Origin of the sequence: Porticoccus sp. Uisw_050_02 (assembly GCF_047729555.1) — a bacterium.
In the GTDB taxonomy this organism is placed as follows: Bacteria; Pseudomonadota; Gammaproteobacteria; order Pseudomonadales; family Porticoccaceae; genus Porticoccus.
This window is the reverse complement of record NZ_CP159825.1, coordinates 730,164-755,907: the sequence shown is the minus strand read 5'-3', so window position 1 is coordinate 755,907 and position 25,744 is coordinate 730,164. Positions and strand designations below refer to the sequence as shown.

Below are 25,744 nucleotides of genomic sequence, written 5' to 3'. Positions count from 1 at the left end.
CATTGATGCTATGGAATTTCTCCCCTTGTTTCACAACATTAGAAATCGTCGCTGCGTAGTTGTCGGTGCTGGATCTATAGCGCTAAGAAAACTTCGGCCTTTGTTAGAGGCAGGTGCGATAATTGATGTTATAGCACCAGACATTGATGAAAGAATAAAAGAATTAGCTAAAAAAAATTCTTTAAATTTAAATAAAAAATACTTTGAAAACAAAGATTTAAATGACGCTATTCTTGTTATTTCTGCCACTAATGTAAAAGAAGTCAATATTCAAGTCTCAAATCATGCTCAACTATTAAATATTCCAGTCAATGTTGTTGATCAGCCTGAATTGTGTACCGTTATCTTTCCTTCTATTGTTGATAGGAGTCCCATGTTGGTGGCCATCAGCAGTGGCGGTTCTGCGCCAGTGTTGGCAAGAATGCTGAGGACAAAGTTGGAAGCAATAATTCCTTCAGGGTATGGCAGTCTGGCCAAGCTTGCAGGTAAATTTCGCCCACTGGTTAAAGAAAAAATTTCCGACCCAAATGGTCGAAAAGCTTTTTGGGAGGATGTGTTTTCAGGAGATATAGCCGAACTGATTTATTCAGAAAAAAATGAAGCTGCTGAAATCGAGCTACAAAAAAAAATAGAACACAATAAGGCCGAAAAATTAGGTGAAGTTTATCTTGTTGGCGGCGGTCCAGGCGACCCAGACCTTTTAACTTTCAGGGCATTAAGATTGATGCAGAAAGCAGATATAGTCCTTTATGATAGGCTGGTATCTAAGGAGGTATTGGCTTTGGTTAGAAGGGATGCCGAGTTGATATTTGTTGGAAAAACAGCAGGTGATCATCCAATTACTCAAGAAAACATAAACAAAAAATTAGTTGAATTTGCCCAACAAGGGAATCGTGTTCTTCGCCTAAAAGGCGGAGATCCATTTATTTTTGGTCGAGGAGGGGAGGAGATAGAGCACTTGGGTGACCATGGAGTGCCATTTCAGGTAGTGCCTGGCATTACAGCTGCTTCAGGTTGCGCAAGCTATGCAGGAATTCCTCTGACGCATCGCGATCATGCGCAATCTGTGCGGTTTATTACAGGTCATCAAAAAAATAATGAATTAAATTTAAATTGGGCAGAATTAATTGCACCAAATCAAACCCTAGTTTTTTATATGGGATTAAACGGACTTGAGATAATCTGTGAAAAATTAATATCTTTTGGAATGGATTCGCTCACACCTGCAGCCTTGATAGAAAAGGGAACAACTAGAAGTCAGCATACATATGTAGGAAATTTGTTAACCCTGCCAGGCAAGGTAAGGGAAGGTAAAGCAAAGGCACCAACATTAATTATTATTGGTTCAGTGGTTTCGCTGCACAGTAAGTTGTCATGGTTTAAATGCTAGATTTATTCGGATTTTTTTATGAAGTATGATTTTGATTTATTTGTAATTGGAGCTGGATCGGGTGGTGTCAGAACGGCACGCATGTCAGCAAGTAAGGGTCTTAAAGTAGGTATAGCTGAATATCAGGCACTAGGTGGTACTTGCGTTAATGTTGGGTGTATCCCAAAAAAACTATTCGTTTATGCTTCCGAATACAGCCACATTTTTGATCAAGCCGAAGGATTTGGTTGGAGTATAGCTAAAACTGAGTTTAATTGGGATATATTGCGAGAAAACAAAAATAAAGAAATAGAGCGGCTAAATAAAATATATAACAATCTACTCGATCATGTTGGGGTGAAAGTAATACGAGGTAGGGCATCTATTCTTGATCCTCATAGTGTAAAAGTGGGCAATAATGTCTACACGGCCAAAAATATCTTAATTGCAACTGGTGGAACACCATATATTCCAGAATTTCCAGGAAGCAAACTGGTTGTGACTTCAAATGAAGCATTCTATTTAAAAGAATTACCAAGAAAAATTATTATTGTTGGCGGTGGTTATATAGCAGTTGAGTTTGCTGGTATCTTCAAGGGTCTGGGTGTTGAAACACATCTTGTTTATAGGGGGCCTTTATTTCTGAAAGGTTTTGATAGTGATGTTAGAAATAAAATTAAAGAAGAATATGAAAATCAAGGAGTTGTATTACACTTCTCAACAGATGTTGAAGAAGTTAAAAAAATAAATAGTGGATATTGCGTACGATTGTCTACAAAAGAAGAGATTGACGTAGATCTAGTTATGTATGCAACTGGACGAATACCTAATATTAAAGATCTGGGTCTAGAATCATTAAACATTAAAACCAAAAGCAACGGTACAATCATTGTTGATGATTACTTTAACACTTCAGAGCCTAGTATATATGCATTAGGTGATGTCATTGGACGTATTGAGTTAACCCCGGTAGCTATAGCTGAAGGTATGGCTCTATCTAATTTTTTTGTGACAGGAATGCGGTCATCAGTCGATTACACCAATATACCAACAGCCATCTTTAGCCAGCCAAATTCGGCCTCTGTGGGGCTAACAGAAGAGGAAGCGATAAAGATTCACGGAATCGACCTACGCATCTATAAAAGCCAGTTTAGGCCGATGAAAGCAACTCTAGGTGGTGGAGACAGCAAGGTTTTCATGAAGCTGATTGTCATACATAGTTCTGATGTAGTTATTGGATGTCATATGGTTGGAGACTATGCTGGAGAAATCATTCAGGGTCTTGCTGTTGCGATAAAAGCAGGTGCGACGAAGCAAAATTTTGATAGCACTGTCGGTATACATCCGACAGCTGCAGAAGAGTTCGTAACAATGAGGCAGCCTGTAGATTAGTTTTGATTTGAAAAGGACTTCTGTTGCTCTGTGTATAATTGCGCATAATGTATATTATGTTAAATACAATGCTATAACTAGATTGGATACATAGTCTCACCTGTAGCCATGTAAACCCGGGATGTTAATACAATAGCTGCAATCTATTTGCTAGCCAGTGTAATGTTAAGCGCACTTTAGTAATGAGATGGAAATTTTTTTAATAAACGTTTTTATAAGGCTGGGGTTAGCAATAAGTAGAGCATATTAAGTGGCCCTCTTTTTGGTATCTAGCTTGTCAGGACCCAACTAAATCTTTGAGCCGTGGAAGTAGCATGTGTGCAATTGTAAGGCTTGCTAGCACTGGGAAAACAATCAGCAGGCTACTGAGATCATAGCTCCATTCAACCAGGAAGATAAATAGCGAAATTGGCGCTGTAAAAATAATCAACCATAATGCATCAGGTATAAACTTAAAATCGAAGGCTAGCATGGCTCTGAGGCCATGTAGTCCACAAAAGTATAGACCAAACCATACAAGTGGGCTCAGGTAATAAGCTAGGATGATTAAAAGAAACAGCTCTAGTATTGCTAGTTTTAAAGCAACAGGCTCTTTTTTCTCTTTTTGTAACATTCTAAAAATTAAACAGGAAACAAAAATAAGGATGCTGAGTACGACTAGCATCCTTATAACGCCAAAGATTTCAGTGCTAATGCTTACTGAGGTCAATTCAAGAAATAAGAGATAAACAAGCGAAGGCTTAAAGAGGACTGGAAGGAATGTCATTGTAAATCCCCAGCAAATTTTGGGTATCAATCCTTTGTTACCCAAAAAACTTAGGTCAGATAAGCCAAAATGGATGGACGACAGCAATAAAAGCAAAACCAAGCCGCAGAAAGGTGAATAAATCCAAACTATCGCCCCCAGTGAGACTAACAGGATATAAAGTGCATATAGTTTGATTTTAGCGCCCACTTTATCAGAGTGCTCCCAGATTATCTTACCATCAAGCGCCCCATGGCCAACACCAAGAGTACCAATAAGACACAGGGAGAGAAAAATAATAGTATTACCGATACCATTGAGTGATATGTTGATGTCTGCCAAAGAACTAGACTGCGATGTTAGGCATATATAAAGAATAACAAGAGAGAGAGAGATAAAGGATATTTGATGTCTGTTAATTTTGGTCATCATCTTTTACTTTAAAAAGCCCCTTAAGCATAAGCATTTTTGGCATACTTAATAATATGCCGATTAGGTCTGATCTTGAAGCCTCGTCTGACAGAAACCTAACAAGAGATGGCATAGATGCCCTTTCAAAAAGTGTCATAAACAAATAAGGCCCTTTTTCGGGATGACTATAGATAACATTGAGAAAAATTTTATCAAGCCAATTCAGCAAAAAGTTGGGCTTGTATTTAAATTGAGATATATTTCTCTCGTTAATATTCTGCAATTGTAATGTTAGCACCCAGTTAGCAATTCGCCTCATTGAGTACCCCGATGAGGCTCTTATCATTCCGGCGCCGGTGCCAATTCTTAAAATTCCTTGTTCCTCGTCAGGATCAATAACTGCCATGGGGATGATTGCTTTTTCCTGTCTTATAGTTTTATAAGATCCATATTTTTTTAGAAGTTTAGCGTGGCTGCTTTCAATTTTCTTAAGATTTGGTAACGATGAGAAAACTGTGGTTTCAACAAGCGCCCTCTTTTCTGAAAATGGAAGCAGGTAATTAAATTCAACTTCATCTTTGTTGTGACGGAATGACATTAACGTTACTTCATTAGGGTTAAATTGTGCCTGGTCAGTTTCTATTTCATGGCCAATAAAAGCTTGCTTGATAAATGATGACTTGATTTCATGAGGCTTAAAGTTGCTTCGACTATCAATAATACATTTTGTGTAATATGTTCCATTGGTTGTTGTTATCTCATGGGTGCCATTTCTGTGGATTATCCGGTCAACCTTTTCATTACTGATAGTTGTAACTTTTGGCGCGCAAGCCTCCGTTAGTTTTTTTAGGGTCTCTCCGCCATCAAAGCAAACATATTTATACGGATTAATATGTCTTTTGATTTCAGTACCGGCTTCATTGAGTGCTACCTTGCTCCAGATTTTTTTGGGCTTTAGATGGAATTGATCTGTGATGTTGTGCAAGCCAGGCCCCTCCCAAACACAGAAGGTTTGATCCTGTTTGATGCTGTTTTTTTGCTCTAAAAGTAGAATAGACTGATTAGTAGATTTCTTTATGTATTGACTCAAAAACATTAGGCTAGAGAGCCCTGCTCCAATAACGATTAGATCGTGTATATTTTTCATTCTATGTGTGCATCAGGAAGAGCTGCTAGGGGCCGATGAAGATCTTTGTTATGGTTGTCGATGCTTTTCTTCTTTTTCCACTGAAGAAGTACCTTAATTGTAATCAGAATTTTTTCAGCTTTATTTAGATAAACGCGCGAACTCTGATACGGTATTTTGTTGCTAGTAATTTTCCCACCAATAGCCTGGTAAAGTTTAGCTGCAATCATTACTGCTCTTGCAGTTTTAGGGGGCAGATGCATAATCCCTTTTTTACCGCTCTCATAATAACCATCTGCATAGCTCAGAAGCAGATTTCTTGTACTGTCAATCTTCCTTGCATCACTGTTGGATGGATTTTTAAATTTTTCAAGTGGTAGATTAATCATATTTTTTGGTAAATAAATTCTCTCTATTTCGGCATCCTCTCTAATATCGCGACATATATTGGTAAGCTGCATGGCAACCCCAAGATCAATAGCAAAATATTTTAACTGATGATCTTTTATTCCGATAACATCGCAAATCATCAAGCCTACGGCACCGGCAACTTGATAGCAATACACAAGCAATTCATCAATATTTTTGGGCTGATTGTATGCAATATCACTTGCCTGGCCCTTTAGGAATTCTCTAATAATAGCCTCTCTGGGTAAGATGCTTTTTTTCATTCCTTTAAATTCGTCAAAAGCGCCAGAGAATTTATCCTTCTCCCATGCATTGGCAATGGAATAAAAGTCTTCGTAGAAGCCATCCCCAGCAGGAGCATTATCTATTAAGTCATCTATGCGGCGACAAAATGCATAAATCGCATATAAGTGCCCAGCAGTTTTTTTTTCAAGAAACCATGTCGCCCAAAAAAAAGTCTTCCCGTGTTGTCTCATTACTCCTGAGTAGTTGCTCATGAGTATATAATCTTTTCAACTACTTTAGCGGAATTGATCACTCCAGGGACCCCAGCTCCAGGATGAGTCCCCGCCCCAACATAAAATAAGTTTTTGTATCTATCATCTTGATTGTGAGTTCTAAACCATGCTGATTGGGTTAAGATTGGAGCAATTGAGAACCCGCTACCAAAAGGTGTTCTATAGTTTTCTTTGAAGTCCTCCGGTGTCATTGAAAAGACTTCCCTCGCGTTTGTAGTAATTCCAGGCATGATTGTTTTGTCAAGTGCTTCTAATATTTTTCTAGAAAAGGATTCTTTAATCTCCCCCCAGTTTTGATTTCCTTTTAGGTTTGGCACTGGCACAAGAGCGTAGTAACTATCATGGCCTGTTGGCGCAAAAGACTTATCGGTGCATGTAGGCCTATGTAGATATATTGAAAAATCATCTGCCAAATGGTGGTTTTCAAATATATCCTCTAAGAGTTCCTTGTACCTAGGCCCCATCCAAATTGTATGATGAGCTACATTTTCGTAGCATTTAGTCGAACCAAAAAATAATACAAACAACCCCATGGAATGTTTTGCATATTTTTTTATTAGACGATTATGCATAGAAATCTTTTCATTTTTTAGTAACTCTGTTGATACTTGGATTGGATCAGCATTACTAACAACATAATCAAACGCTTTGCTTTCACCATTCGTAAAGTTAACTCTGGTTATTAGCTTCCCAGATGTAGAAAAGTGACTGACATCAGAGTCATAATTTATTTCAATGCCGTTGCGGATCATTAGTTTTTCTAGCTCTGATACCAGCTTGCCTGTACCACCCATGCAGAAGAAAATTCCCCATTTTTGTTCTAATGCATGAATTAGAGAGTATATGGAAGAGGTGGTAAAAGGGTTACCCCCTACTAGTAATGGCTGTATTGAAAATGCTTGACGTAAGTTGGGGTGCTTTAAGTGTTTAGATACGAAGCTGTACACAGACCGATAACCCTTCATTTTTATAATAGCTGGCGCATATCGAAGCATTGTTGTCAGTTTACCAAAGGGGTGGCCTGCTAATTTTTCATAGCCAAGCTTAAAGATTGCTTCTGACTCTTTGAGCATGTTGAAATAACCTGAAACATCCTCAGGGGATATTTCTTTAATCTGAGCAAGCATTTTTTCTCGATCTGGGCCGTAATCAAATTCAGTTTGATCATGAAAGTGGAATCGATACCAGGGGTCCAGAGGTCTGAATTCCAAAAAGTCTTCTAAATTCTCTCCAAACAAGCTAAATAACTCATAAAATAGATTAGGGGCTGTAATTACCGTGGGTCCAGCATCGTGCACGTAGCCGCCCCTCTCAAATACCTGAGCCCTTCCTCCCAGCTTGCTTAACCTCTCATAGATGGTTACTTGGTCGCCTTTTGCCCTTAGTCTTATTGCAGCAGCAATTCCACCAAACCCTCCTCCAATAACAGCAATTTTTTTCATATTAACTCTAACCTTTTGGCGATTTCATCTTTTAATGACTCAATAACGGGCTGAATAATTATAGGTAATCGATGTACATTATTCATGGCATTACTCAATATATGAGCTACTTCATTTTGTGATTCCTTAAAATGTTTTTTAGAGATAAAATCATTAAGTTTTTCTGGTTGACTGAATACAATCTCTTTTTCTGAGCTTGATAGCCCGTCTAAAACCCTGATAATCATAAAATTTGGATGCCCTTTAAGAAAGTCAGAAGAAGCTTCTTGTTCGCAACCCGTAATGTTTTCAATGTCGTTTAAATACTGATAGGCGAGCCCAAACTCGTTAGAAATTTCTTTTAAAGCTAAGCATTCATCTTCAGATAATTCTCTACATCGAAACATACCCATCATAGGCAATGCAATTAGCGGAGCTGTTTTTTCGATAGCTATTTTTCGACACTGATCTTTATCGAGGGTTCGGTGGTCCAAACTTACATCCAATGATTGCCCAAATATAATTTCTTTTACTGAGCATGACAGGAGTTTTAATAATATATTTTGATGCCAACCTTGTTCAATCTCGGTTAGCTTCCTAAATGATTCTGCAATTAAGTAATCACCAGTGCATATGGCGGCAGGAATACCAAACTCTTTCCACAACGATTTCTTTCCTCGCCGCATTGAGTCTTCATCGCAGATATCATCATGTAGAAGCGAGGCGCTATGGATAAGCTCGCATACTACTGCCCACTTAATGTAGGTTTGGCTAGACAACCCTAGGAGTCCACCAGAGGCCAATGCTAGCCTAGCTCTTATCCATTTTCCTTTGGATTCATTATGATGCTTTAACCAGTCAGATATAAAAGACTCTTTTACGTCAAAACTTTTAGCAAACTCTTGCTTCACAACATGAAGAAATTCATCTGCCTCTGGAGGCATATGGTATTTCATAGGTTTTCTCATATATTATAGTATAAAAAAACGCGCCACTTAGGCGCGTTTTTTCTGAAGCTCCCTGCTAATTAAGCACCAGCATCAGATTTGCGTTGAGCAATCATATAAATCATAACACCGAAGCCTGCTTTAGCAATAACATCAGCAATAGTATATCCAACTTGTACAGCTGGGTTAATTACCCCTAGCTCCAAGCTACTATTACCAAGCATTGGTAGAATAAATACTAATGGATAAAAGCACCAAGATAGGAGTGTTAAAGTTCTTGCATTAGCAACTAAGCCTTTAACATCAGCAGGCTGAGCTTCTATTGATGCGCTCAAACCTCCAATCAACTCTTTTACAATATAAAGGAAGGGGATCATTGCAGCAATCCACCACATCCAACGTTCATCACCTGTAGTGGCAACTTCACCTGGGTAACCCAGAATAATCATTAATGCTGAAGCGATTGCTAGCTTGGTGCCTTTAGAGTAAGTATCTTCTTTACTTAGCCTCATTACTAAAATTAGTTCTAGCAAAAGCAAAGGAACGGTTAATAGCCAATCAACATAACGATATGCGTCATTGAATGCTGCACCAGTTGAGGTTACTACGCCTTCTTTTAAAGAATATGCATGCTCGAAGCTTTCAAACATTCTAACGTAATGATAGAACGCGATTAAGCATACTAAGCCTGACAAAGTAAGCGCTGTTCTGTAGGCTGGAGCAACTTGAGAGCGCTGAGCAAACATGAACACTGTTGCTGCACCGAATGTTGCGATAGCAAAAGACAGCGAGTTAAACACAAGATTATAGCCGCCTAATTCCATTCTATTTCCCTTTAAGAAAATATAATTTTTATAATATCTTCTATAACCTGATTCAGATAAAACCATGGAAGGTATTATAAAAATTAGCGCTATAGGGCTAAATGAAGTGCCCCATAACGCCAAACTTGCTACTTGGTATTCGAACTACAGGTTATTAAGCCTTAGACGAAGAAGTAGCTGCTACCCAGATAACAACACCGAATGCAATCTTGTTAACAAAGTCAGCAAGGTTGTAAACAAGGTTTAGGGAACTTGCTGCATCTACAGACATAGTTCCATCTGCGCCAACACCTAAGAAGTAGCCTATTGGATAGATTGACCACCCAACAGTCACAATCAAGCGTAGTGCGTTGAAGGCAGTTTTACTTGCTTCAGTACCTTGAGACGCGCTGATTTCGCTAGCTTCACCTAGGAATATCTCGTAGATGATATAGATCCAACCAGCCATACCGATGGCGAATCCAAGCCAGATATTCATTGCTCCAACTTCTCCAAGATACCCACCGACTAGCATCACAACCGATGCAACCAGTAGCTTCCAGAACAAAGCAGCACGAACTACAGCTATAGCAGAAAGAATCAAGAAGAACTCGACAATCTGCAGTGGCACAGTCAATAACCAATCAACGTAGCGGAAAACTGTAGGGCTTGCACCTGTATCGACCCAAACTCCTCGCATGTAGAAGTAGTGAATCGCTGCGATACCAGTTACCATTGCGGCAACAGTTAATGATGTTTTCCACTTGCCTTCCGCGCGGTCGCGCTCAACAGTGAAAAAATAAGTTGCCGCAACCATTGCTGCGGAAATAATCCAGAAACTAACTCCTGTATAATCACTAGGATTCAAACCTGTCGTTTCCATGTTTCTCTCCCTTTACTATTGTTGTTTTAGTTACGTAACACACAAAATGAAGTCCATTATTGAAACTTCACGAAAGCCTTATAGTACAAGTCTCTGCTTGCTTAAGGGTTTACGCATAGTAAAGATGAGGTGCGTAAGCAGATTAGTCAATAATTTTTTTGTAAGTTTCAGCAATTAAATATACCTTTTTAAAAAATACATAATAATATCATATACATGTATTTTTTTTATCAATATGATAGTTTTAATCTATGATTACTTACACATGCAAGCCTTGATTCAATGGATAAAGATCTACGCATGAATAAATAGATTAAATCCGCCTATTCTGGCAATATTATGAATATTAAAATTTCAACGTGTCTTCTGGGGTAATGATGTCTTTTAATAGCTTTCCTGATAAAAAAATTATAGCTAATTTAAGCGCTAAAATGCTTTTAGAAATAGGCGCAATTAATTTTAGACCAAATGATCCATTTATACTTACTTCAGGCAAGACTAGCCCTGTGTACATTGACTGCAGAAAGATTATCTCTTTTCCGAGAGTTAGGTCCGCCCTGATGGATTTTGGTGCCTCCATCATACTTAGGGATATTGGATTTGAGTCTATTGATGCTGTTGCGGGCGGCGAAACTGCTGGAATACCTTTTGCTGCTTGGTTGTCAGAGCGACTTTCCTTGCCAATGCAGTATGTGAGAAAAAAACCGAAAGGTTTCGGAAGGGACGCCCAAATAGAGGGCTTTATAACTGAAGGGTCGAAGGTTTTGCTGGTAGAGGATCTAACTACCGATGGCCAAAGCAAAATTCTTTTTTGTGACGCTCTTCGTAAAGCAGGTGCCCAGGTATCGGACACTTTTGTTATATTCTTTTATGACATTTTCCCCGAGACGCGTGAGAATTTGGCAAAAAATGGCGTTAACCTCCACCACCTTGTCACCTGGTGGGATGTTTTGGCTGTCTGCAAAGAGACTAGCTTTATAGATATTAGCTCTATTTCTCAAATTGAGAATTTTTTAAACTCCCCAGATGAATGGTCCCTAAATAACGGAGGAAAGGAAGTTTAATTATTTAATAATTTCATTATCTTATAATATTTTTATAATGTTATTTATTGTATTTTACAAAGCTATAATCAGCCATTTTTTCGTTCCCAGAACTAGTAACCACTATGATTAAATCACTTACGCCCGAACAAGTCGCTTTTATTGACAAAGAGCATATTTGGCACCCCTACTCTTCTTTGTTAGACCCAATTCCAGCCTATCATGTGGTCAGCGCCACAGGTGTGCGTTTGACTTTGTCGGATGGAATAGAGCTTATTGATGGCACATCATCTTGGTGGTCAACCATTCATGGCTACAACCACCCTATTTTAAATGAAGCCATAGTAACCCAGATGAGAAAAGTTGCTCATGTCATGTTTGGCGGCATAACCCATGAGCCAGCAGCCTTGTTGTGTAAAAAATTAGTTGATATAACTCCGATTGGTTTAAATAAAGTCTTTCTGTGTGACTCTGGGTCTGTGAGTGTAGAAGTTGCACTTAAGATGGCCCTTCAGTACTGGTCATCGCAAGGGCGCCATGATAAGTCTCAGTTTCTTAGCTTTAAGAAAGGTTACCATGGAGATACCCTGGGCGCGATGTCGGTATGCGACCCCCACAGTGGCATGCACTCTTTATTTGGAGACACTCTTGCCAAGCAATTTTTTGCAGAACCACCAGGCTGCAGTTTTGACGGTGTCTGGGAGGAGCACTTCTTGTCTGATGTTAGGCTGAAGCTTGAGAGGTGCAGTCAGACTATTGCCGCGGTTATTATAGAGCCAATCATGCAAGCTGCCGGCGGCCTTAATTTTTATTCTCCATCTTATCTAGCAGGATTGCGTAAACTATGTGATGAGTTCGATGTTTTGTTGATTGCTGACGAGATAGCTACTGGTTTTGGGCGTACAGGTAAGCTGTTTGCATGCGAATGGTCAAATATTACTCCTGATATTCTTTGTCTGGGGAAAGCGCTAACAGGGGGTTATATGACCCTAGCTGCAACGCTATGCACTAGCAAGGTAAGCGATACAATTTGTTCCGGAGGGTCTGGAATTTTTATGCATGGCCCTACATACATGGGGAATCCTCTTGCATGCGCTGTTGCAAATGCAAGTATTGAGTTGTTGCTTGGCAGTGATTGGGAGTCTGATATTTCGAGGATTGAAGCTCAGTTGTCTGATGAGTTGTCTGAGGTTGTTTCTTGCAATGCTGTAAAAGATGTTAGGTGCTTGGGGGCTGTAGGTGTTGTTGAAATGCTACATCAGGTTAATGTTGGGGAAATTCAAAAAGAATTTGTCGCGGAAGGCATATGGGTCAGGCCTTTTGATACCAGAATTTATATCATGCCGGCCTACAACATCTCCCCGAAAGACCTAAACAAACTTACTGGTGGAATTTCTAGAGTCATCCGCAAGGTCTTTCAATAACCTTGTCTTTGTTGGGCTATTAATGTGATTCTACGAACTTCCCTTTTCTAGTGAATATAAACCTACAGCCTTATTGAGCTTTTCTAAAAAAGGGACGCTATAAGTTCGAGCCTTCCTCGCTCCTTCACACAAGATCGACTCTATGTAATCTGGGGACTCCATTAGCTCGTTATAGCGGACTCTGGGACCCTCGATCTCTCCATTCACAAGCTCAAATAGTTGTTTTTTTGCTTCACCCCAAGCGATACCGTTTTCAAACTCTTTGCGCATATAGTCGGTCTGCTTCTGTGGCGCAAATGCTTTCCAGATCTGGAAAATAGCTGATGTTTCAGGATCCTTGGGTTCTCCTGGCTCCAACAAGTTTGTTTTGATCTTGTTGATATGTTTTTTTAGTTGATTTTCAGGCAAAAATAGCGGGATTGTGTTGCCGTAACTTTTGCTCATTTTCCGACCATCCAATCCTTGAAGTACAGCTGTTTCGCTATCGACGACAGCCTCTGGTAAAGAAAAGTGTTTCCCATAAAGATAGTTAAATCGCTGGGCAATATCGCGAGCCATTTCTATATGCTGTATCTGGTCCCTCCCTACAGGAACTTTCGTTCCATTAAACATTAGAATGTCTGCGGCCATTAGTACTGGATATGAGAATAACCCCATAGCTACACCAAAGTCATTATCTTCTCCGGAGTCTATATTCTTTTGAGTTGCATCCTTGTATGCGTGTGCCCTGTTCATGAGCCCTTTTGGAGCAATACAGTTTAGGTACCAGCATAGCTGGGGAATTTCTGGGATATCAGATTGACGATAAAATGCAACATTATTGGGGTCTAAGCCGAACGCTAGCCATGTTGCGGCAATTTCTTGGGTAGATTTATGAACAACTTGCGGATCCTGACATTTGATTAGAGCATGAAAATCAGCGAGAAAATAATAGGCGCTCACATCGTTTTGCTTGCTTGCGGCTATAGCCGGCCTTATGGCGCCGACATAGTTGCCAAGATGTGGTGTTCCTGTTGTAGTGATGCCTGTCAGCACTCTTTCTTGCTTATTTTTTGTTGTAGCTTTCATTGAAAATTCCGCTGATGTACTTTTTTGGATTATAGCGTTTTATGGGCCAAGGGGGCACTTTATAGGTTCTATTTGAGCCAGATGATCCAATAGTTCCTTAAAGTTTCTCTATATCAAGAAAAGCGCTCAATGTCTGAAATAAATAGTATGCATCATTTGCTCCTGCAAGCTCACGAATTGAATGCATGGCAAATGTAGGAACTCCTACATCGATAGTTTTGACGCCAATATTGGCTGCTGTGATTGGCCCAATGGTGCTACCGCAAGGTATGCCTGCTCGGCTAACAAAATACTGGGTTGGCACGCTAATCTCTTTGCATAAGTTTTTTAAAAATGATGAGGTTGTGCTGTTCGTGGCATAGCGTTGATTCGCGTTAACTTTAATTACAAGACCTTCATTTATAACAGGAGCATGATTTTCATCATGCTTACTAGGAAAATTTGGATGTATGCCATGCGCGTTATCTGTGGAAATAAGGATTGATTGCGCCATTACACGTGACTTTTCCTCAGGTTCGCTATAGATTCGATCCAGCAAGGACTCAAGAAATGAACCATTCGCGCCTATTGCAGAGGTGCTTCCTACCTCTTCGTGGTCATAGCAAGCCAATACACTAGTTATTTGCTTGTTAGAATTCAGCAATGCTTGTAATCCGGCGAAACAGCTCAAAAGGTTGTCGAGTCTTGCGCTGGATATAAAGTCTTTTTTAAAGCCTATCAGAGCCGGCAGTTGGCAGTCATAAAAATAAAGATCATAATCCAGTATTGATACTGAACCTGAATGAGCTGATGGAGGCAACTCTTTAGCAAGGATTGACCTAAAGTCTTCTCTCGTATTCCCGCATTTATATAGTATTGGAAGCATGTCTGTTTGAGGATCAATAGAACGATTATTGTTTGCATCTCTATCTAAATGAATAGCAAGGCTTGGGATGATGCCAACAGGTCGCTTCATATCGATCAGCGATTCTTGTAACTTTCCCTTTTCTGTTTGGTAGCTTACTTTTCCTGCAATCGAAAGATCTCTATCAAACCAAGGGCCCAAAAGGGCTCCACCGTAGACCTCTACCCCGAGCTGATAGTAAGAATTTTTATATACTTCGGGCTGAGGTTTAATTTTTAAGCAGGGGCTGTCAGTATGCCCCCCCACCAAACGAATACCCGTCTCTACCGAGGGCTTCATACCAAAAATAAATACGATGATAGAAGAGTCGTTGCGGGTGACATAGTACCCGTTCCCATTGATTAACTGCCATCTTTCCTCTTCTTTGAGATGTTGAAATCCAGCTGCATCCAATGATTCCTGCATGTTCGCTACAACATGAAACGGTGTCGGTGAATTTTTAATAAAATCAAGTAGATGTTTATTATACTTCTTGTGATTCATGCCATTGTCCTAATTAATCTAAATCTTATCGTTGATTAAATTTTACTGCCTTGTGATCTTACAATATAGCCGAGTCTTAAGATGATTTTTCTTGCAAAAAATTATACTTAAGCGTTAATCACTATGATTAGCAAGAAAATGCCTAAGATAAGCCTATAAATTACAAATGGCATCATTCCTATGCGGTCAATCAAGCCAATAAAGAAATGTATGCATACATACGCTGCAACAAACGATAACAAAGACCCTATAGCTAGATCTCTCCATAGAATTTCAGACTGTTCGGCTAGCTGTGATACTTTGTAAAGACCGCTTAATAAAATGATTGGAATGGCCAAGAAAAATGAAAACTTGACTGCAGCAGTTCTCTCAAAGCCTAAGAATAGCGCGGCAGTAATTGTAATACCTGACCTTGATGTTCCAGGAATCAAGGCTAAAGCTTGCGCGCATCCAACAAACAGAGCAGATTTCCAGGTAAATGCGTAGATACCTTTGGATTTAGAGCTTCGATAATCAGCTAACCCTAACGCCAATCCAAAAATAATCGTAGTGACCGCGACTACAAGAATTGTTCTTAAGTGTAGCTCTATAAAGTCACTGAAGATTAAACCCGCCAAGGCTGCTGGTATTGTGGATAAAATTATATGCCACCCTAGGCGGCTTTCGGGCGAACTTTGGTCATTAAAAAGACTGCGACTCCAGCAGATTGTTAGCTGTTTAATGTCATCATAGAAGTATATAACGACAGCTGCTAGAGAGCCTAAATGGATGGCAACATCAAAGGCCAAACCCTGATCTTGCCATCCAAGTATTGCTGAGGGCAAAATGAGGTGCGCTGAGCTTGAAATAGGCAGAAATTCTGTAAGGCCTTGTATTGCCGCGAGCAATATTATATGCAGCAAGTCCATTATTAACTGCTCCTACTTTACTTAACTTGGCGTAATTTTTTATGTTTTTTCCATGTGATCTGATTTCTTAGATACACCGGGCTGGCCTCCTGAATGTCAATTACCTCACCTTTTTCGATTAAAGGGCAGGCTATTTTGAATATATCTTGAGCTTCGGGAAGCAAGCCATCATGACAAGAATCCAGAGATGCTTCAGGTAGCCTATCGCTGTAATTTAGTCCATCGCCAATTATAACACTAGGATATTTTAACACCGTATTGAGAGCCTCTGGGGGCGATACGCAATCAGCGTTAACACGCGTCAAATTAGTGGAATTATAGTTAAATTGAGCCCAGTATATTTCATGCATACGAGCATCTAGCATCGGAATTATATGAGCATCTGTTTGTATTTTAAGTTTTCGAATAGCGGTATAAGCTAACGTTTCAAGGGTTGATACAGGCAAAACTGGCAAATCTGCACCAAAAGCCAGCCCTTGAACAATACCAAAGCCTACTCGTATGCCAGTAAAAGAACCTGGTCCTGATGTAAAGGCAATTACACTTATTTGGGATAGCTTTAAGCCGCCCTTGCCTAGCAAAGTGTCTACCATCGGAAGTATCAATTGAGTGTGATCCCGTTCAGCAATTTGACATTGTGTGATCAACTCACCGCCCATAAGTAGAGCGGCGGAGCAAGATGACGTTGTTGTATCTACTGCCAAGATATTCATCGTGTTAGTAAAGTCTTTTCTTGGCAATATCTGCAAGTGCGGATATGAATAATGGTGAGTCATTAACGCAGGAGATATAGCTATATTCTTTACCGCCAGCATCCAGAAATAATTCCCGATAAGAAATATTCAACTCTTCCAGTGTCTCAAGGCAGTCGGCAGTAAAAGCAGGACTTATAATATCAACGGACGTCACTCCTTCTTTTATACAGGCAAGCAATTGATCATCGATATAAGGTTGCAGCCATTTTTTGGGCCCAAATCGAGATTGAAATCCCATGGACCAATCTGATTCTTTTAGTTCTAAGTTTTTAGCTAGAGCATTAGCGGTAGCTATGCAGTGGTTTTCGTATGGGTCGCCTTTGTCAGCATATTCTTGTGGTATACCATGAAAAGACATCAGCAGTTTTTCTTTTTTGCCATTTTTTTGCCAGTGAGCTCTCACACTTTCTGCTAAGGAATCAATATATCCAGAGTCAGCCGAATATGACTTTATAGTAGTTATATCAGGAACGTCTCTAGCCCCATGAATTATATTAAATATTTGGTCATATATTGCGCCGGTGGTTGAACCAGAATATTGCGGATACATAGGCAACACAACAAAGTGCTCTATTCCTTTTCTTTTTAGATCATCAATAATAGCTTTAAGAGAAGGTTCGCCATATGTTACTGCGCTTAATACTAGGGGTGCATCATCATTTAAGCTCTCATTTAATTTAGCTTGTAGCGCTGAGACCTGACGTGAGGTAATTGCCCTTATTGGAGAACCTTTGCAGTTAATCCTGCATTCTTCATCGCATTTGACATCAGCTGTTTTGTAGCACCCTTCCCACCAAATTTCTTGATAAGCATTAGCTACTTTTTTTGCCCGCAAAGGAATTACAATACATCTTAGTATGGGCCACCATAAGAGCTTCGGAGCTTCTACAACACGACGATCAGATAGAAATAATTTCAAAAAACTTGAAATTCCCTTAGGAGTTGGTGTTTCAGGAGTCCCAAGATTTATTAGGATGACAGCGCTTTTTTTCATAATAGGTATATTTCCTTAGACCAATAAAAATGGGCTCAATGAGCCCATTTTGCATTGCTTGCTGGGTTGATATCAAGCTAATGCAGATTCTAATCTTTGCTGTACCTCATCAAGAGGGCCGACACCATCAATACGATTGCAGCTTAGAGTGCCGCCTGCCTGTTTTGATGCTAGACTTTGATAAAAATCAACCAAGGGCTTGGTTTGGTCATGATAAACTTCGAGGCGGTTACGTACGGTAGTTTCAGTATCGTCTGGGCGCTGAATCAATGCCTCGCCAGTAATGTCATCTAAGCCGTCTTTTTTTGGTGCATTGTACTTAATATGATAAACGCGACCAGAGCCTTCGTGAACACGACGACCACTTAGGCGAGCAATTATTTCTTCATCTATTACGTGAATCTCTATCACTTTATCTATCTCAATACCTTCAGCTACAAGCGCTTCAGCTTGTGGTATTGTTCTTGGAAATCCATCGAAAAGAAAACCGTTAATACAGTCCTTTTCTTGAATGCGCTCTTTCACTAAAGCAATAATTAAATCATCAGAAACTAATCCTCCTGATGTCATAATATCTTTGGCTTTTAATCCTAACTCTGACTCGGCTTTAACAGCTGCGCGCAGCATATCGCCAGTAGATATCTGGGGTATAGAAAATTTCTCTGTAATGTACGTTGCTTGTGTACCTTTTCCGGCACCTGGCGGTCCTAAAAGAATAATTCTCATCTAACGTCTCCATTTTCAGGGGAAAATAACAATAAATAAATTATTTGACGAACAATTTAAGGACGCAAACATTACACATAAACTCTTTAGATCACAAGAAAACAGCTGTTTATTAAGAGTTAATTTTGGTTTTCGCTTCATCCCAAAGACTTTTCAGTACTTCTGCGCTAACCTCGGGCATATCGTTATCACTAGTTTTGAGCTGGTCTTCGATATACTGAAATCTATGCTCAAACTTACAGGATGATTTGCGCATAGCTGTTTCTGCATCTACGCCTAGATGTCTGCAAAGATTGACCATTGTAAACATCGTATCCCCGAGCTCCTCCTCTATTCCTTTTTGGTCGGCTTTATCAATAGCTTCTTTTAGCTCTTGTGTTTCTTCATAGATTTTACTGAAGACTCCATCTATGGATGGCCAATCAAAGCCTTTGCTTGCTGCTCTTTTTTGTAGTTTTTGAGCGCGAATTAATGATGGAAGGCTGGCTGGTATATCGGATAAAACGGAATGCGCACCTTTACTTTTACGCTCTGCAGCCTTTAAGGACTCCCAATTTTTCTTTATGAATAGCTCATCATGAAAATTTATAGATTTGTCTCTCTTACTTTCTAGGGTTCCATCTGGAAAAACATGAGGGTGCCTTAATATGAGCTTCTGTGTTACCGAAGAAACAACATCATTGAAACTAAACAGAGATTTTTCATGCGCTAGTTGACTGTAAAATATTATCTGAAAAAGTAAATCTCCCAGTTCTTCTTTTAGATGAGAGAAGTCTTTGCTCTCTATGGCATCAATGACCTCATACGTCTCTTCTATGGTATGCGGGATAATCGTTTCGAACGACTGCTTTATATCCCAAGGGCAGCCGGAAACTGGGTCTCTTAGTCGCCCCATTAGATGCAGTAAGTCATTTATGTGCATATTTTTTCTAGACATAAACGCCTGATGAGAGGTAGCGATCGCCTCTATCGCATATAATGGCAACTATTACTGCAGACCGGACGATCTTTGATAACCTTAAGGCTGCAGCCACATTTCCACCAGAAGACACACCACAAAAAATGCCCTCCTGAGTTGCCATCAGTTTCATGCAATTTTCAGCTTCCTGTTGACCCATATCCATAGTTTTATCGACACGGGATGAATCATAAATGCTAGGCAGATATTCTTTTGGCCAGCGCCTAATACCAGGAATGCTGGCACCCTCTTCTGGCTGCAGTCCTATAATTTGAATGTCCGGATTTTTTGACTTTAGGTAACGGGAGACGCCCATTATAGTACCAGTAGTGCCCATAGAGCTCACAAAGTGGGTTATTTTTCCTCCAGTTTGCTCCCAGATTTCGGGGCCAGTATTCTCGAAATGAGCTAAAGGGTTATCAGTATTGCCAAATTGGTCGAGAACTTTGCCTTTTCCGTTTATCTCCATTGATTTTGCTAAATCTCTGGCCCCCTCCATGCTCGCTTCTTTTGAAACTAATATGAGCTCTGCTCCATAAGCAAGCATCGCTGCTTTTCTCTCTTCAGTGTTGTTTTCTGGCATGATAAGCGTCATCTTATAGCCTTTAATAGCAGCGGCCATAGCAAGAGCAATACCAGTATTTCCTGAGGTAGCTTCAATAAGGGTGTCACCTGGACTGATGTCGCCGCGAGCTTCTGCATGCTGAATCATGCTAAGGGCCGGCCTGTCTTTAACAGACCCAGCAGGATTGTTCCCTTCAAGCTTCACAAGAATAGTGTTAGAGGTTTTTCCATGGATTCGCTGCAACTTAACCAGAGGTGTTTTACCTATGCAGGACTCAATAGTTGGATACGACATAAAATTTTTAACCTCGGTAAGATTGCTATCAAAAATGGCAGTATTATTTTGTCTAATAAATTATATCTTACATCTTCATCTATATTGTTGCCTTATTTTGAAGACTTTGTGGGTGATGAAACGTAATAGCGCCTAACTGGCTGGATGCTTGAAAGGCTAAGACAGCACGACAAAGGCTACAACATGGCTAACTTCGTCTGAAAGACTGACCAAGGACTGTGTTGCACCCAGCAACTCCATTCTTGCTTTAGCTGCACCTGATAATAATAAAATTGGAGCCCCTAAACTATTGTTTTTTATTTCAATGTCTTGCCAAGAAATTAAGCCGATACCTGTTCCCAAAGCTTTACTCGCGGCCTCTTTCGCTGCAAAACGTTTGGCTAAATAGCTGATTGATTCTTGTTTTTCTTGAAAAATATTGAGTTCAGCAGGGCACAGAATTTTTTCTGCAAATCGATTTTCATAGAGATCGTAGGCCCCTTTGATTCTTGATATTTTTACTATATCCGTGCCTATACCAACAATCATTAATTAATCAACTCCGTATTAGTTGCTTTTAGCTTACTAAACAAATTACGGCTTAGTAGCGGTTTTTCTCCAATATGAGGCTCTAGGGCTAGACGCATCAATCGTTTCGCGGTCAATGGAATTGCATTAAAGTCATGATTCTTGAATGCCAGAAGCTCCCCCCCCTTAAATAAGTTAGCAGATGCGCCTTTGCTGTAAATACCCTCTTTTAATGAAAATCCAATATTTGGTTCAAACCAATATTCTTTTTCAGGACTAATTTTCTCGCCAGTTTGAGCATCGGCATCTAAAACTAGCGCGTAACCTAGCTCTTCAAGAAGACTGAATTCAAAAGTACGCAAGCTGTGCTCTATTGGCTCATTGCCAGCTAGCTGAGCTAACACATGAGCGTAGTTATCATAAATTTCTTCATGTGGATCGTTTTCAGCTAATAAGCGTATTAGTATTTCATTTAAATAAAACCCGCAAAAGAGGCAATCGCCTTTTAGTGTAAGAGGACTTGATGATTGCTCTACATGAGTTAAGGTTTTAAGTTCAGTTTTGCCTGCCCAGCCAATCAACAACTGGGTATAAGGATTTAACTTTTTTGTCCCTATTTTTGCGGCTCTGGCACCTCTTGCTACAGCGCGAAAACGACCATAATTTCGTGTGAAAAAATCCACTAAGAGGCTTGTTTCTCTATAAGGGCGGGTATGAAGAACAAATGCTGGCTCAGGCTGCATAGAAATCAATAGCTGTAATTGAATTTAAAACTCATAACCAAGACTTTGAAGGGCTCTATCATCATCAGACCATCCTCGGCGAACTTTAACCCATAAGGATAACATAACTTTATTTTCTAAAAGTCGCTCCATGTCAAGACGGGCATCTTGACCTATCTTCTTCAAACGAGCGCCTTTGTCTCCAATGATGATCTTTTTTTGTCCTTCTCTCTCAACCAATATTAATGCATTTATGTGAATAATTTTTCCTTCATGCTTGAAACTTTCGATTTCAATCGTCGCCTCATAAGGGAGTTCTGCTCCAAGTTGCCGTGTTATTTTTTCACGGATTAGCTCGGCTACGAGAAATCGTTCGCTTTTATCAGTGACTTGCTCATCTGGAAAATAGTGCACTCCTGCCGGAATAAATTTCTTTATTTCCAGCTCAAGCTCTTTGAGTTGTTGTCCGTGTAGAGCCGAAATAGGAATTATTTGAGTATCAGGATATTGTTTAGCAAGACTCTGAATATGAGGAAATAAATCAGTTTTAGAGATTAATCTATCAAGCTTGTTGATGGCAATTATTACAGGAGAGCCAGCCTTAAAGACCTCTTCTGCTACCCTCTGATCTGTCTCATTCCATATATCTCGGTCAATAATAAAAACAATAACATCCACACCTTTTAGTGCGCTCTCAGCAGCCTGATTCATGTAACGGTTAAGTGCTTTTGTTTGATCAAAATGCAGACCTGGGGTGTCGACAAAAATGATTTGCGTATCACCTTCAGTTTTAATTCCTAGCAAGTTGTGCCTTGTTGTCTGAGGTTTTCTTGAGGTTATGCTAAGCTTCTGACCTAAGATATGATTAAGTAAGGTTGATTTTCCAACATTCGGTCTCCCGACGATAGCTGCATAGCCGCAGTACTGCTCAGTCTTGTCTTTTGTCATTTGAAAGCCCTATTAATGCTTTTGCAGCAGCTATTTTTTCAGCGTCTCTTCTGGTGGCGCCCTGCCCTCTTGTGGGGCTCTTTAGGCCTTCAGCTTTACATTCAACGGTAAATTTTTGATTATGTGCTTCGCCGGATATTTCAATTATTTTATAAAAAGGTAAAGGTTTGTTATGAGCCTGCATGAGTTCTTGAAGTTCTGTTTTAGAGTCTTTTCGACCGCTTATCTCTAAATTTTTGAGTCTAGAATCAAACCACCTGAGCACACAGATACTGCAGGACTCCATTCCATCGTCAAGATAAATAGCGCCAATGATAGCTTCAACAGAATTTGCCAGAATAGATGATCTAAAGCGGCCCCCGCTTTTCATTTCTCCTCCACCGAGCAGCAAGTGATCGCCAATTTGAAGTTCATTCGCTACTTCTGCGAGGGTTTTGCCTTTAACCAAGTCCGCCCTATATCTGCTAAGCTCACCTTCTTTGCTGTTGGGTAAAAGCCGGTATATTGCATGACCAATGATAAAATTAAGGGCTGAGTCACCCAAAAACTCTAATCGTTCGTTGTTGCTCGAACCAAGACTTCTGTGGGTTAGAGCAAGATCTAATAAGGAGAGATCTTTGAAGTCATGACCGATGCGTTTTAAGAAGCGTACTTTTTCCATCATCACTTTGAGTAATCAGCCATCATTTTATTTCCCCGACTCTTGAAAAACTTGGGATGCTATTAAGTGACTTCCAGTGCATCCAAGTTAGAATAGCCTTACCGACTATGTTTTCCTCTGGTACGGCGCCCCAAACTCGACTATCGCTACTGTTGTCTCTGTTGTCACCAATCATGAAATAATACCCCTGCGGTACTTGAGCTGAAAAGTTTTTTCCAAGCCTGCCCGCCAATTTTTTTCTTTGTATTGGGTGTAATACGCCGTTAAGATTTTCCTCTTCTACCGCGTAGCTTGAATTTTCTGGCAACTCGAAGTGCGGTGTATATGTGGCTATTTCTCCATTCACGTGAACAATATTATTTAAAATATGTATTTTGTCTCCAGGCAATCCAACTACACGCTTAATGAAATATCGATCATCATGTGGAGGAATAAAAACCATAACATCGCCTCTTTGTGGTGATCCGACGTCAAAAAATTTAAATCCTAAAACAGGAAATCTTAGCCCATAGCTAAATTTATTTACCAGAATGTAGTCGCCAATTTTTAATGTCGGAATCATAGACCCAGAAGGAATCTGAAATGGCTCAAAAATAAAAGATCGAAGAATAAAAACACAAAGCAACACCGGGAAAAAAGAACCAACCCATTTGATAAACGACGAGATAATGCTAGAGCCGCCTTGTTTGGGCAGTATTACTTTGTTTATCAGCATAGCACTTGCGCTTATGGTGACAAGCAATAAGAGCACTAAGGGAAAATCAATATCCATTCAAGCCTCAATTATCTGTTTTTAGTACAGCCAAAAAAGCCTCTTGGGGTATCTCAACATTACCCACGCGCTTCATCCTTTTTTTACCTTCTTTTTGCTTTTGAAGTAATTTTTTCTTACGAGAAATATCCCCACCATAGCATTTTGCAGTAACATTTTTGCGAAGAGCTTTAACTGTAGTCCTGGCAATAACATGACCACCAATTGCCGCCTGAATAGCCACATCAAACATTTGCCTAGGAATCAATTCTTTCATTTTTTCTGTCAGTTGGCGACCAATTCTTTGTGAGTTAGCACGATGAAGAATCAGAGCCAGTGCATCAACTCTATCATTATTAATTAAAACATCTAGTCGGACCAACGGTGCTGACTCAAATCTTGTAAAGCTATAGTCGAGAGATGCAAACCCCCGACTGACAGATTTCAGTCTATCAAAGAAGTCCATAACAACTTCACTCATGGGTATTTCATAAGATAGGGATACCTGTCCGCCAATAAATTGTAAGTCTTTTTGTATGCCTCTCTTCTCCACGCAAAGATTGATGACGTTGCCTACGTAATCCTTTGGCACTAGTATATTAGCCTCGCATAAGGGTTCACGCATTTCACTCACTTGGGCAGGATCTGGAAGATCAGTTGGATTGGAAATATAAATAATATCCCCATTAGCTTGCAAAATTTCATAGACAACCGTTGGCGCTGTAGTGATTAAATTGAGGTCGTATTCTCGTTCAAGTCGCTCCTGGATAATCTCCATATGTAGTAAGCCAAGAAATCCGCAACGAAAGCCAAAGCCTAATGCATCTGAATTTTCAGGCTCAAAAAAAAGTGACGCGTCATTTAGTGTGAGTTTTGCTAGAGCTCCCCTGAAGTTCTCAAAGTCATCTGAACTGACAGGAAACAGCCCGGCATAGACCTGGGGTTTTACCTTCTTAAAACCTGGCAAAGAAGGCGTCTCCGGAGTACTGAGGTGGGTAAAGGTGTCCCCCACAGGGGCTCCAAGAATATCTTTAATCCCGGCAACCATAAAACCTACGCTACCTGCGCTTAAAAGACCTGTTTCTTTTCTCTTAGGTGTGAAAATACCCACAATATCTACAGTATGAGATTTTCCTATAGATTTAGTAATGATTTTATCTTTGGCTTTTAGTGTTCCTGCGGTGACCCTTACCAAGGAGACAACTCCTAGGTAAGGGTCAAACCATGAGTCAATAATCAAGGCTTGTAATGGTGCGTCAATGTCTCCGACCGGGGATGGCACCTTGAGAATAAGCTGCTCCAAGACGTCCTCTATGCCCAGTCCCGTTTTAGCGCTGCAGTGAACTGCCTCTTTGGCGTCTATACCAATAATATTTTCAATTTCTTCGATGACGCGTTCTGGATCTGCTTGCGGTAAATCCATTTTGTTTAAGACAGGGATCACCTCAAGTCCTTGAGTGACAGCCGTATAGCAATTTGCTACCGATTGCGCCTCTACGCCTTGCCCAGCATCCACAACCAGCAGAGCCCCTTCGCAAGCGGCTAACGATCGAGAGACTTCATAAGAGAAATCTACATGCCCTGGTGTATCGATGAAGTTGAGCTGGTAGGTTGCTCCATCTTTGGCTTTATAGCTTAAGGTCACGCTTTGAGCCTTGATCGTAATTCCTCTTTCTCGCTCAATATCCATTGAATCTAAAACTTGCGCAGACATTTCTCTAGACTCGAGGCCCCCGCAATGCTGAATAAAACGATCAGCAATTGTAGATTTGCCGTGATCAATATGAGCAATAATAGAAAAATTTCGAATATGATTTAAGTCGGACAAGTGGCTCTTTTTCATTGTGAACAGTAATTTTTTAAGAAGAAATCTTTGGATGCGAATTCTAGCCTATTTGATTTGTAGACGCTACGAAATGCCTGAAATGAAGAGACCCTTGGTGATCTTTTATGGGGAGGTTTTATATTTGAGTTTTAATCTTTTAAGAAAAATGAAAAACTGCAAAGAGT

25 protein-coding genes are annotated in these 25,744 nt (G+C 40.0%); 4 read left to right on the top strand and 21 right to left on the bottom strand.

Annotated features, from left to right (window positions below):
• Positions 1 to 10: 10 nt before the first annotated feature.
• The gene (cysG, locus tag ABXT41_RS03625) at positions 11 to 1,390 is read left to right on the top strand and encodes a siroheme synthase CysG (protein WP_415391449.1); all 1,380 of its coding nucleotides are present in this window, start codon (positions 11 to 13) and stop codon (positions 1,388 to 1,390) included.
• Positions 1,391 to 1,408: 18 nt separating this feature from the next.
• A complete protein-coding gene (gene gorA / locus ABXT41_RS03620) occupies positions 1,409 to 2,761 on the top strand; it encodes a glutathione-disulfide reductase (protein ID WP_415390165.1) in 1,353 nt (450 codons plus the stop codon).
• A gap of 277 nt (positions 2,762 to 3,038) precedes the next feature.
• On the opposite strand, the gene ABXT41_RS03615 is transcribed toward gorA, so the two are convergent.
• The 7 genes from ABXT41_RS03615 to ABXT41_RS03585 form a co-directional block, all read right to left on the bottom strand.
• On the bottom strand, positions 3,039 to 3,938 hold the full coding sequence (locus ABXT41_RS03615; protein ID WP_415390164.1) for a Brp/Blh family beta-carotene 15,15'-dioxygenase: 900 nt from the start codon (positions 3,936 to 3,938) through the stop codon (positions 3,039 to 3,041).
• Entirely contained in the window at positions 3,922 to 5,064 is a 1,143-nt protein-coding gene (locus ABXT41_RS03610; protein ID WP_415390163.1) for a lycopene cyclase family protein, read from the bottom strand. The genes ABXT41_RS03615 and ABXT41_RS03610 overlap by 17 nt, the downstream gene beginning before the upstream one ends.
• Complete coding sequence (locus ABXT41_RS03605; protein ID WP_415390162.1) at positions 5,061 to 5,948, bottom strand: phytoene/squalene synthase family protein; 888 nt, start codon at positions 5,946 to 5,948, stop codon at positions 5,061 to 5,063. Before ABXT41_RS03605 ends, ABXT41_RS03610 begins: the two co-directional genes overlap by 4 nt.
• Complete coding sequence (crtI, locus tag ABXT41_RS03600; RefSeq protein WP_415390161.1) at positions 5,945 to 7,411, bottom strand: phytoene desaturase family protein; 1,467 nt, start codon at positions 7,409 to 7,411, stop codon at positions 5,945 to 5,947. Before crtI ends, ABXT41_RS03605 begins: the two co-directional genes overlap by 4 nt.
• Positions 7,408 to 8,346, bottom strand: coding sequence for a polyprenyl synthetase family protein (locus ABXT41_RS03595; protein ID WP_415390160.1), 939 nt, complete (start codon positions 8,344 to 8,346; stop codon positions 7,408 to 7,410). The genes crtI and ABXT41_RS03595 overlap by 4 nt, the downstream gene beginning before the upstream one ends.
• A gap of 71 nt (positions 8,347 to 8,417) precedes the next feature.
• A complete protein-coding gene (locus tag ABXT41_RS03590) occupies positions 8,418 to 9,161 on the bottom strand; it encodes a bacteriorhodopsin-like (RefSeq protein WP_415390159.1) in 744 nt (247 codons plus the stop codon).
• A 154-nt stretch (positions 9,162 to 9,315) separates the two neighbouring features.
• Positions 9,316 to 10,023, bottom strand: a complete 708-nt coding sequence (locus ABXT41_RS03585) for a bacteriorhodopsin-like (RefSeq protein WP_415390158.1) — start codon at positions 10,021 to 10,023, stop codon at positions 9,316 to 9,318.
• 374 nt (positions 10,024 to 10,397) lie between these two features.
• Between ABXT41_RS03585 and ABXT41_RS03580 the strand changes: the two genes are divergently transcribed.
• Together ABXT41_RS03580 and bioA are read left to right on the top strand one after the other, a co-directional pair.
• Positions 10,398 to 11,087 (top strand): orotate phosphoribosyltransferase, encoded by a 690-nt coding sequence (locus ABXT41_RS03580; RefSeq protein ID WP_415391448.1) that lies wholly within the window; start codon positions 10,398 to 10,400, stop codon positions 11,085 to 11,087.
• A 104-nt stretch (positions 11,088 to 11,191) separates the two neighbouring features.
• Positions 11,192 to 12,490 carry an adenosylmethionine--8-amino-7-oxononanoate transaminase gene (bioA, locus tag ABXT41_RS03575; RefSeq protein ID WP_415390157.1) on the top strand — a complete coding sequence of 433 codons (1,299 nt, stop codon included), beginning with the start codon at positions 11,192 to 11,194 and terminating at the stop codon, positions 12,488 to 12,490.
• Positions 12,491 to 12,520: 30 nt separating this feature from the next.
• Here the strand turns inward: bioA and trpS are convergent, their stop codons facing one another.
• The 14 genes from trpS to lepA all read right to left on the bottom strand — a co-directional run bounded on the left by trpS (position 12,521) and on the right by lepA (position 25,562).
• On the bottom strand, positions 12,521 to 13,558 hold the full coding sequence (gene trpS, locus ABXT41_RS03570; RefSeq protein WP_415390156.1) for a tryptophan--tRNA ligase: 1,038 nt from the start codon (positions 13,556 to 13,558) through the stop codon (positions 12,521 to 12,523).
• Positions 13,559 to 13,655: 97 nt separating this feature from the next.
• A complete protein-coding gene (locus ABXT41_RS03565) occupies positions 13,656 to 14,945 on the bottom strand; it encodes a M18 family aminopeptidase (protein ID WP_415390155.1) in 1,290 nt (429 codons plus the stop codon).
• A gap of 107 nt (positions 14,946 to 15,052) precedes the next feature.
• Positions 15,053 to 15,853, bottom strand: a complete 801-nt coding sequence (locus ABXT41_RS03560) for an undecaprenyl-diphosphate phosphatase (protein WP_415390154.1) — start codon at positions 15,851 to 15,853, stop codon at positions 15,053 to 15,055.
• 17 nt (positions 15,854 to 15,870) lie between these two features.
• Positions 15,871 to 16,557, bottom strand: coding sequence for a tRNA (adenosine(37)-N6)-threonylcarbamoyltransferase complex dimerization subunit type 1 TsaB (gene tsaB, locus ABXT41_RS03555; protein ID WP_415390153.1), 687 nt, complete (start codon positions 16,555 to 16,557; stop codon positions 15,871 to 15,873).
• 13 nt (positions 16,558 to 16,570) lie between these two features.
• Positions 16,571 to 17,602, bottom strand: coding sequence for a ferrochelatase (hemH, locus tag ABXT41_RS03550; protein WP_415390152.1), 1,032 nt, complete (start codon positions 17,600 to 17,602; stop codon positions 16,571 to 16,573).
• Positions 17,603 to 17,674: 72 nt separating this feature from the next.
• On the bottom strand, positions 17,675 to 18,328 hold the full coding sequence (gene adk, locus ABXT41_RS03545) for an adenylate kinase (protein ID WP_415390151.1): 654 nt from the start codon (positions 18,326 to 18,328) through the stop codon (positions 17,675 to 17,677).
• Between the two features lie 112 nt (positions 18,329 to 18,440).
• Positions 18,441 to 19,265: a nucleoside triphosphate pyrophosphohydrolase gene (gene mazG / locus ABXT41_RS03540; RefSeq protein WP_415390150.1), complete on the bottom strand. Its 825-nt coding sequence runs from the start codon at positions 19,263 to 19,265 to the stop codon at positions 18,441 to 18,443.
• Positions 19,258 to 20,145, bottom strand: a complete 888-nt coding sequence (cysM, locus tag ABXT41_RS03535; RefSeq protein ID WP_415390149.1) for a cysteine synthase CysM — start codon at positions 20,143 to 20,145, stop codon at positions 19,258 to 19,260. Before cysM ends, mazG begins: the two co-directional genes overlap by 8 nt.
• A 156-nt stretch (positions 20,146 to 20,301) precedes the next feature.
• Complete coding sequence (gene acpS, locus ABXT41_RS03530) at positions 20,302 to 20,673, bottom strand: holo-ACP synthase (RefSeq protein WP_415390148.1); 372 nt, start codon at positions 20,671 to 20,673, stop codon at positions 20,302 to 20,304.
• Positions 20,673 to 21,395 carry a DNA repair protein RecO gene (gene recO / locus ABXT41_RS03525; RefSeq protein ID WP_415390147.1) on the bottom strand — a complete coding sequence of 241 codons (723 nt, stop codon included), beginning with the start codon at positions 21,393 to 21,395 and terminating at the stop codon, positions 20,673 to 20,675. The genes acpS and recO overlap by 1 nt, the downstream gene beginning before the upstream one ends.
• A gap of 24 nt (positions 21,396 to 21,419) precedes the next feature.
• Positions 21,420 to 22,322, bottom strand: a complete 903-nt coding sequence (gene era, locus ABXT41_RS03520; protein WP_415390146.1) for a GTPase Era — start codon at positions 22,320 to 22,322, stop codon at positions 21,420 to 21,422.
• On the bottom strand, positions 22,303 to 22,986 hold the full coding sequence (gene rnc, locus ABXT41_RS03515) for a ribonuclease III (RefSeq protein ID WP_415390145.1): 684 nt from the start codon (positions 22,984 to 22,986) through the stop codon (positions 22,303 to 22,305). The genes era and rnc overlap by 20 nt, the downstream gene beginning before the upstream one ends.
• A 19-nt stretch (positions 22,987 to 23,005) precedes the next feature.
• Positions 23,006 to 23,755, bottom strand: coding sequence for a signal peptidase I (lepB, locus tag ABXT41_RS03510; RefSeq protein WP_415390144.1), 750 nt, complete (start codon positions 23,753 to 23,755; stop codon positions 23,006 to 23,008).
• 7 nt (positions 23,756 to 23,762) lie between these two features.
• Positions 23,763 to 25,562, bottom strand: a complete 1,800-nt coding sequence (gene lepA, locus ABXT41_RS03505) for a translation elongation factor 4 (RefSeq protein WP_415391447.1) — start codon at positions 25,560 to 25,562, stop codon at positions 23,763 to 23,765.
• Positions 25,563 to 25,744: the final 182 nt, after the last annotated feature.

Excerpts from the sequence above, each read along its gene's own strand:
- cysG (WP_415391449.1), top strand. The coding sequence starts at position 11 with ATGGAATTTCTCCCCTTGTTTCACAACATTAGAAATCGTCGCTGCGTA.
- gorA (WP_415390165.1), top strand. The coding sequence starts at position 1,409 with ATGAAGTATGATTTTGATTTATTTGTAATTGGAGCTGGATCGGGTGGT.
- ABXT41_RS03615 (WP_415390164.1), bottom strand. The coding sequence starts at position 3,938 with ATGATGACCAAAATTAACAGACATCAAATATCCTTTATCTCTCTCTCT.
- ABXT41_RS03610 (WP_415390163.1), bottom strand. The coding sequence starts at position 5,064 with ATGAAAAATATACACGATCTAATCGTTATTGGAGCAGGGCTCTCTAGC.
- ABXT41_RS03605 (WP_415390162.1), bottom strand. The coding sequence starts at position 5,948 with ATGAGCAACTACTCAGGAGTAATGAGACAACACGGGAAGACTTTTTTT.
- crtI (WP_415390161.1), bottom strand. The coding sequence starts at position 7,411 with ATGAAAAAAATTGCTGTTATTGGAGGAGGGTTTGGTGGAATTGCTGCT.
- ABXT41_RS03595 (WP_415390160.1), bottom strand. The coding sequence starts at position 8,346 with ATGAAATACCATATGCCTCCAGAGGCAGATGAATTTCTTCATGTTGTG.
- ABXT41_RS03590 (WP_415390159.1), bottom strand. The coding sequence starts at position 9,161 with ATGGAATTAGGCGGCTATAATCTTGTGTTTAACTCGCTGTCTTTTGCT.
- ABXT41_RS03585 (WP_415390158.1), bottom strand. The coding sequence starts at position 10,023 with ATGGAAACGACAGGTTTGAATCCTAGTGATTATACAGGAGTTAGTTTC.
- ABXT41_RS03580 (WP_415391448.1), top strand. The coding sequence starts at position 10,398 with ATGATGTCTTTTAATAGCTTTCCTGATAAAAAAATTATAGCTAATTTA.
- bioA (WP_415390157.1), top strand. The coding sequence starts at position 11,192 with ATGATTAAATCACTTACGCCCGAACAAGTCGCTTTTATTGACAAAGAG.
- trpS (WP_415390156.1), bottom strand. The coding sequence starts at position 13,558 with ATGAAAGCTACAACAAAAAATAAGCAAGAAAGAGTGCTGACAGGCATC.
- ABXT41_RS03565 (WP_415390155.1), bottom strand. The coding sequence starts at position 14,945 with ATGAATCACAAGAAGTATAATAAACATCTACTTGATTTTATTAAAAAT.
- ABXT41_RS03560 (WP_415390154.1), bottom strand. The coding sequence starts at position 15,853 with ATGGACTTGCTGCATATAATATTGCTCGCGGCAATACAAGGCCTTACA.
- hemH (WP_415390152.1), bottom strand. The coding sequence starts at position 17,602 with ATGAAAAAAAGCGCTGTCATCCTAATAAATCTTGGGACTCCTGAAACA.
- adk (WP_415390151.1), bottom strand. The coding sequence starts at position 18,328 with ATGAGAATTATTCTTTTAGGACCGCCAGGTGCCGGAAAAGGTACACAA.
- mazG (WP_415390150.1), bottom strand. The coding sequence starts at position 19,265 with ATGTCTAGAAAAAATATGCACATAAATGACTTACTGCATCTAATGGGG.
- cysM (WP_415390149.1), bottom strand. The coding sequence starts at position 20,145 with ATGTCGTATCCAACTATTGAGTCCTGCATAGGTAAAACACCTCTGGTT.
- acpS (WP_415390148.1), bottom strand. The coding sequence starts at position 20,673 with ATGATTGTTGGTATAGGCACGGATATAGTAAAAATATCAAGAATCAAA.
- recO (WP_415390147.1), bottom strand. The coding sequence starts at position 21,395 with ATGCAGCCTGAGCCAGCATTTGTTCTTCATACCCGCCCTTATAGAGAA.
- era (WP_415390146.1), bottom strand. The coding sequence starts at position 22,322 with ATGACAAAAGACAAGACTGAGCAGTACTGCGGCTATGCAGCTATCGTC.
- rnc (WP_415390145.1), bottom strand. The coding sequence starts at position 22,986 with ATGATGGAAAAAGTACGCTTCTTAAAACGCATCGGTCATGACTTCAAA.
- lepB (WP_415390144.1), bottom strand. The coding sequence starts at position 23,755 with ATGGATATTGATTTTCCCTTAGTGCTCTTATTGCTTGTCACCATAAGC.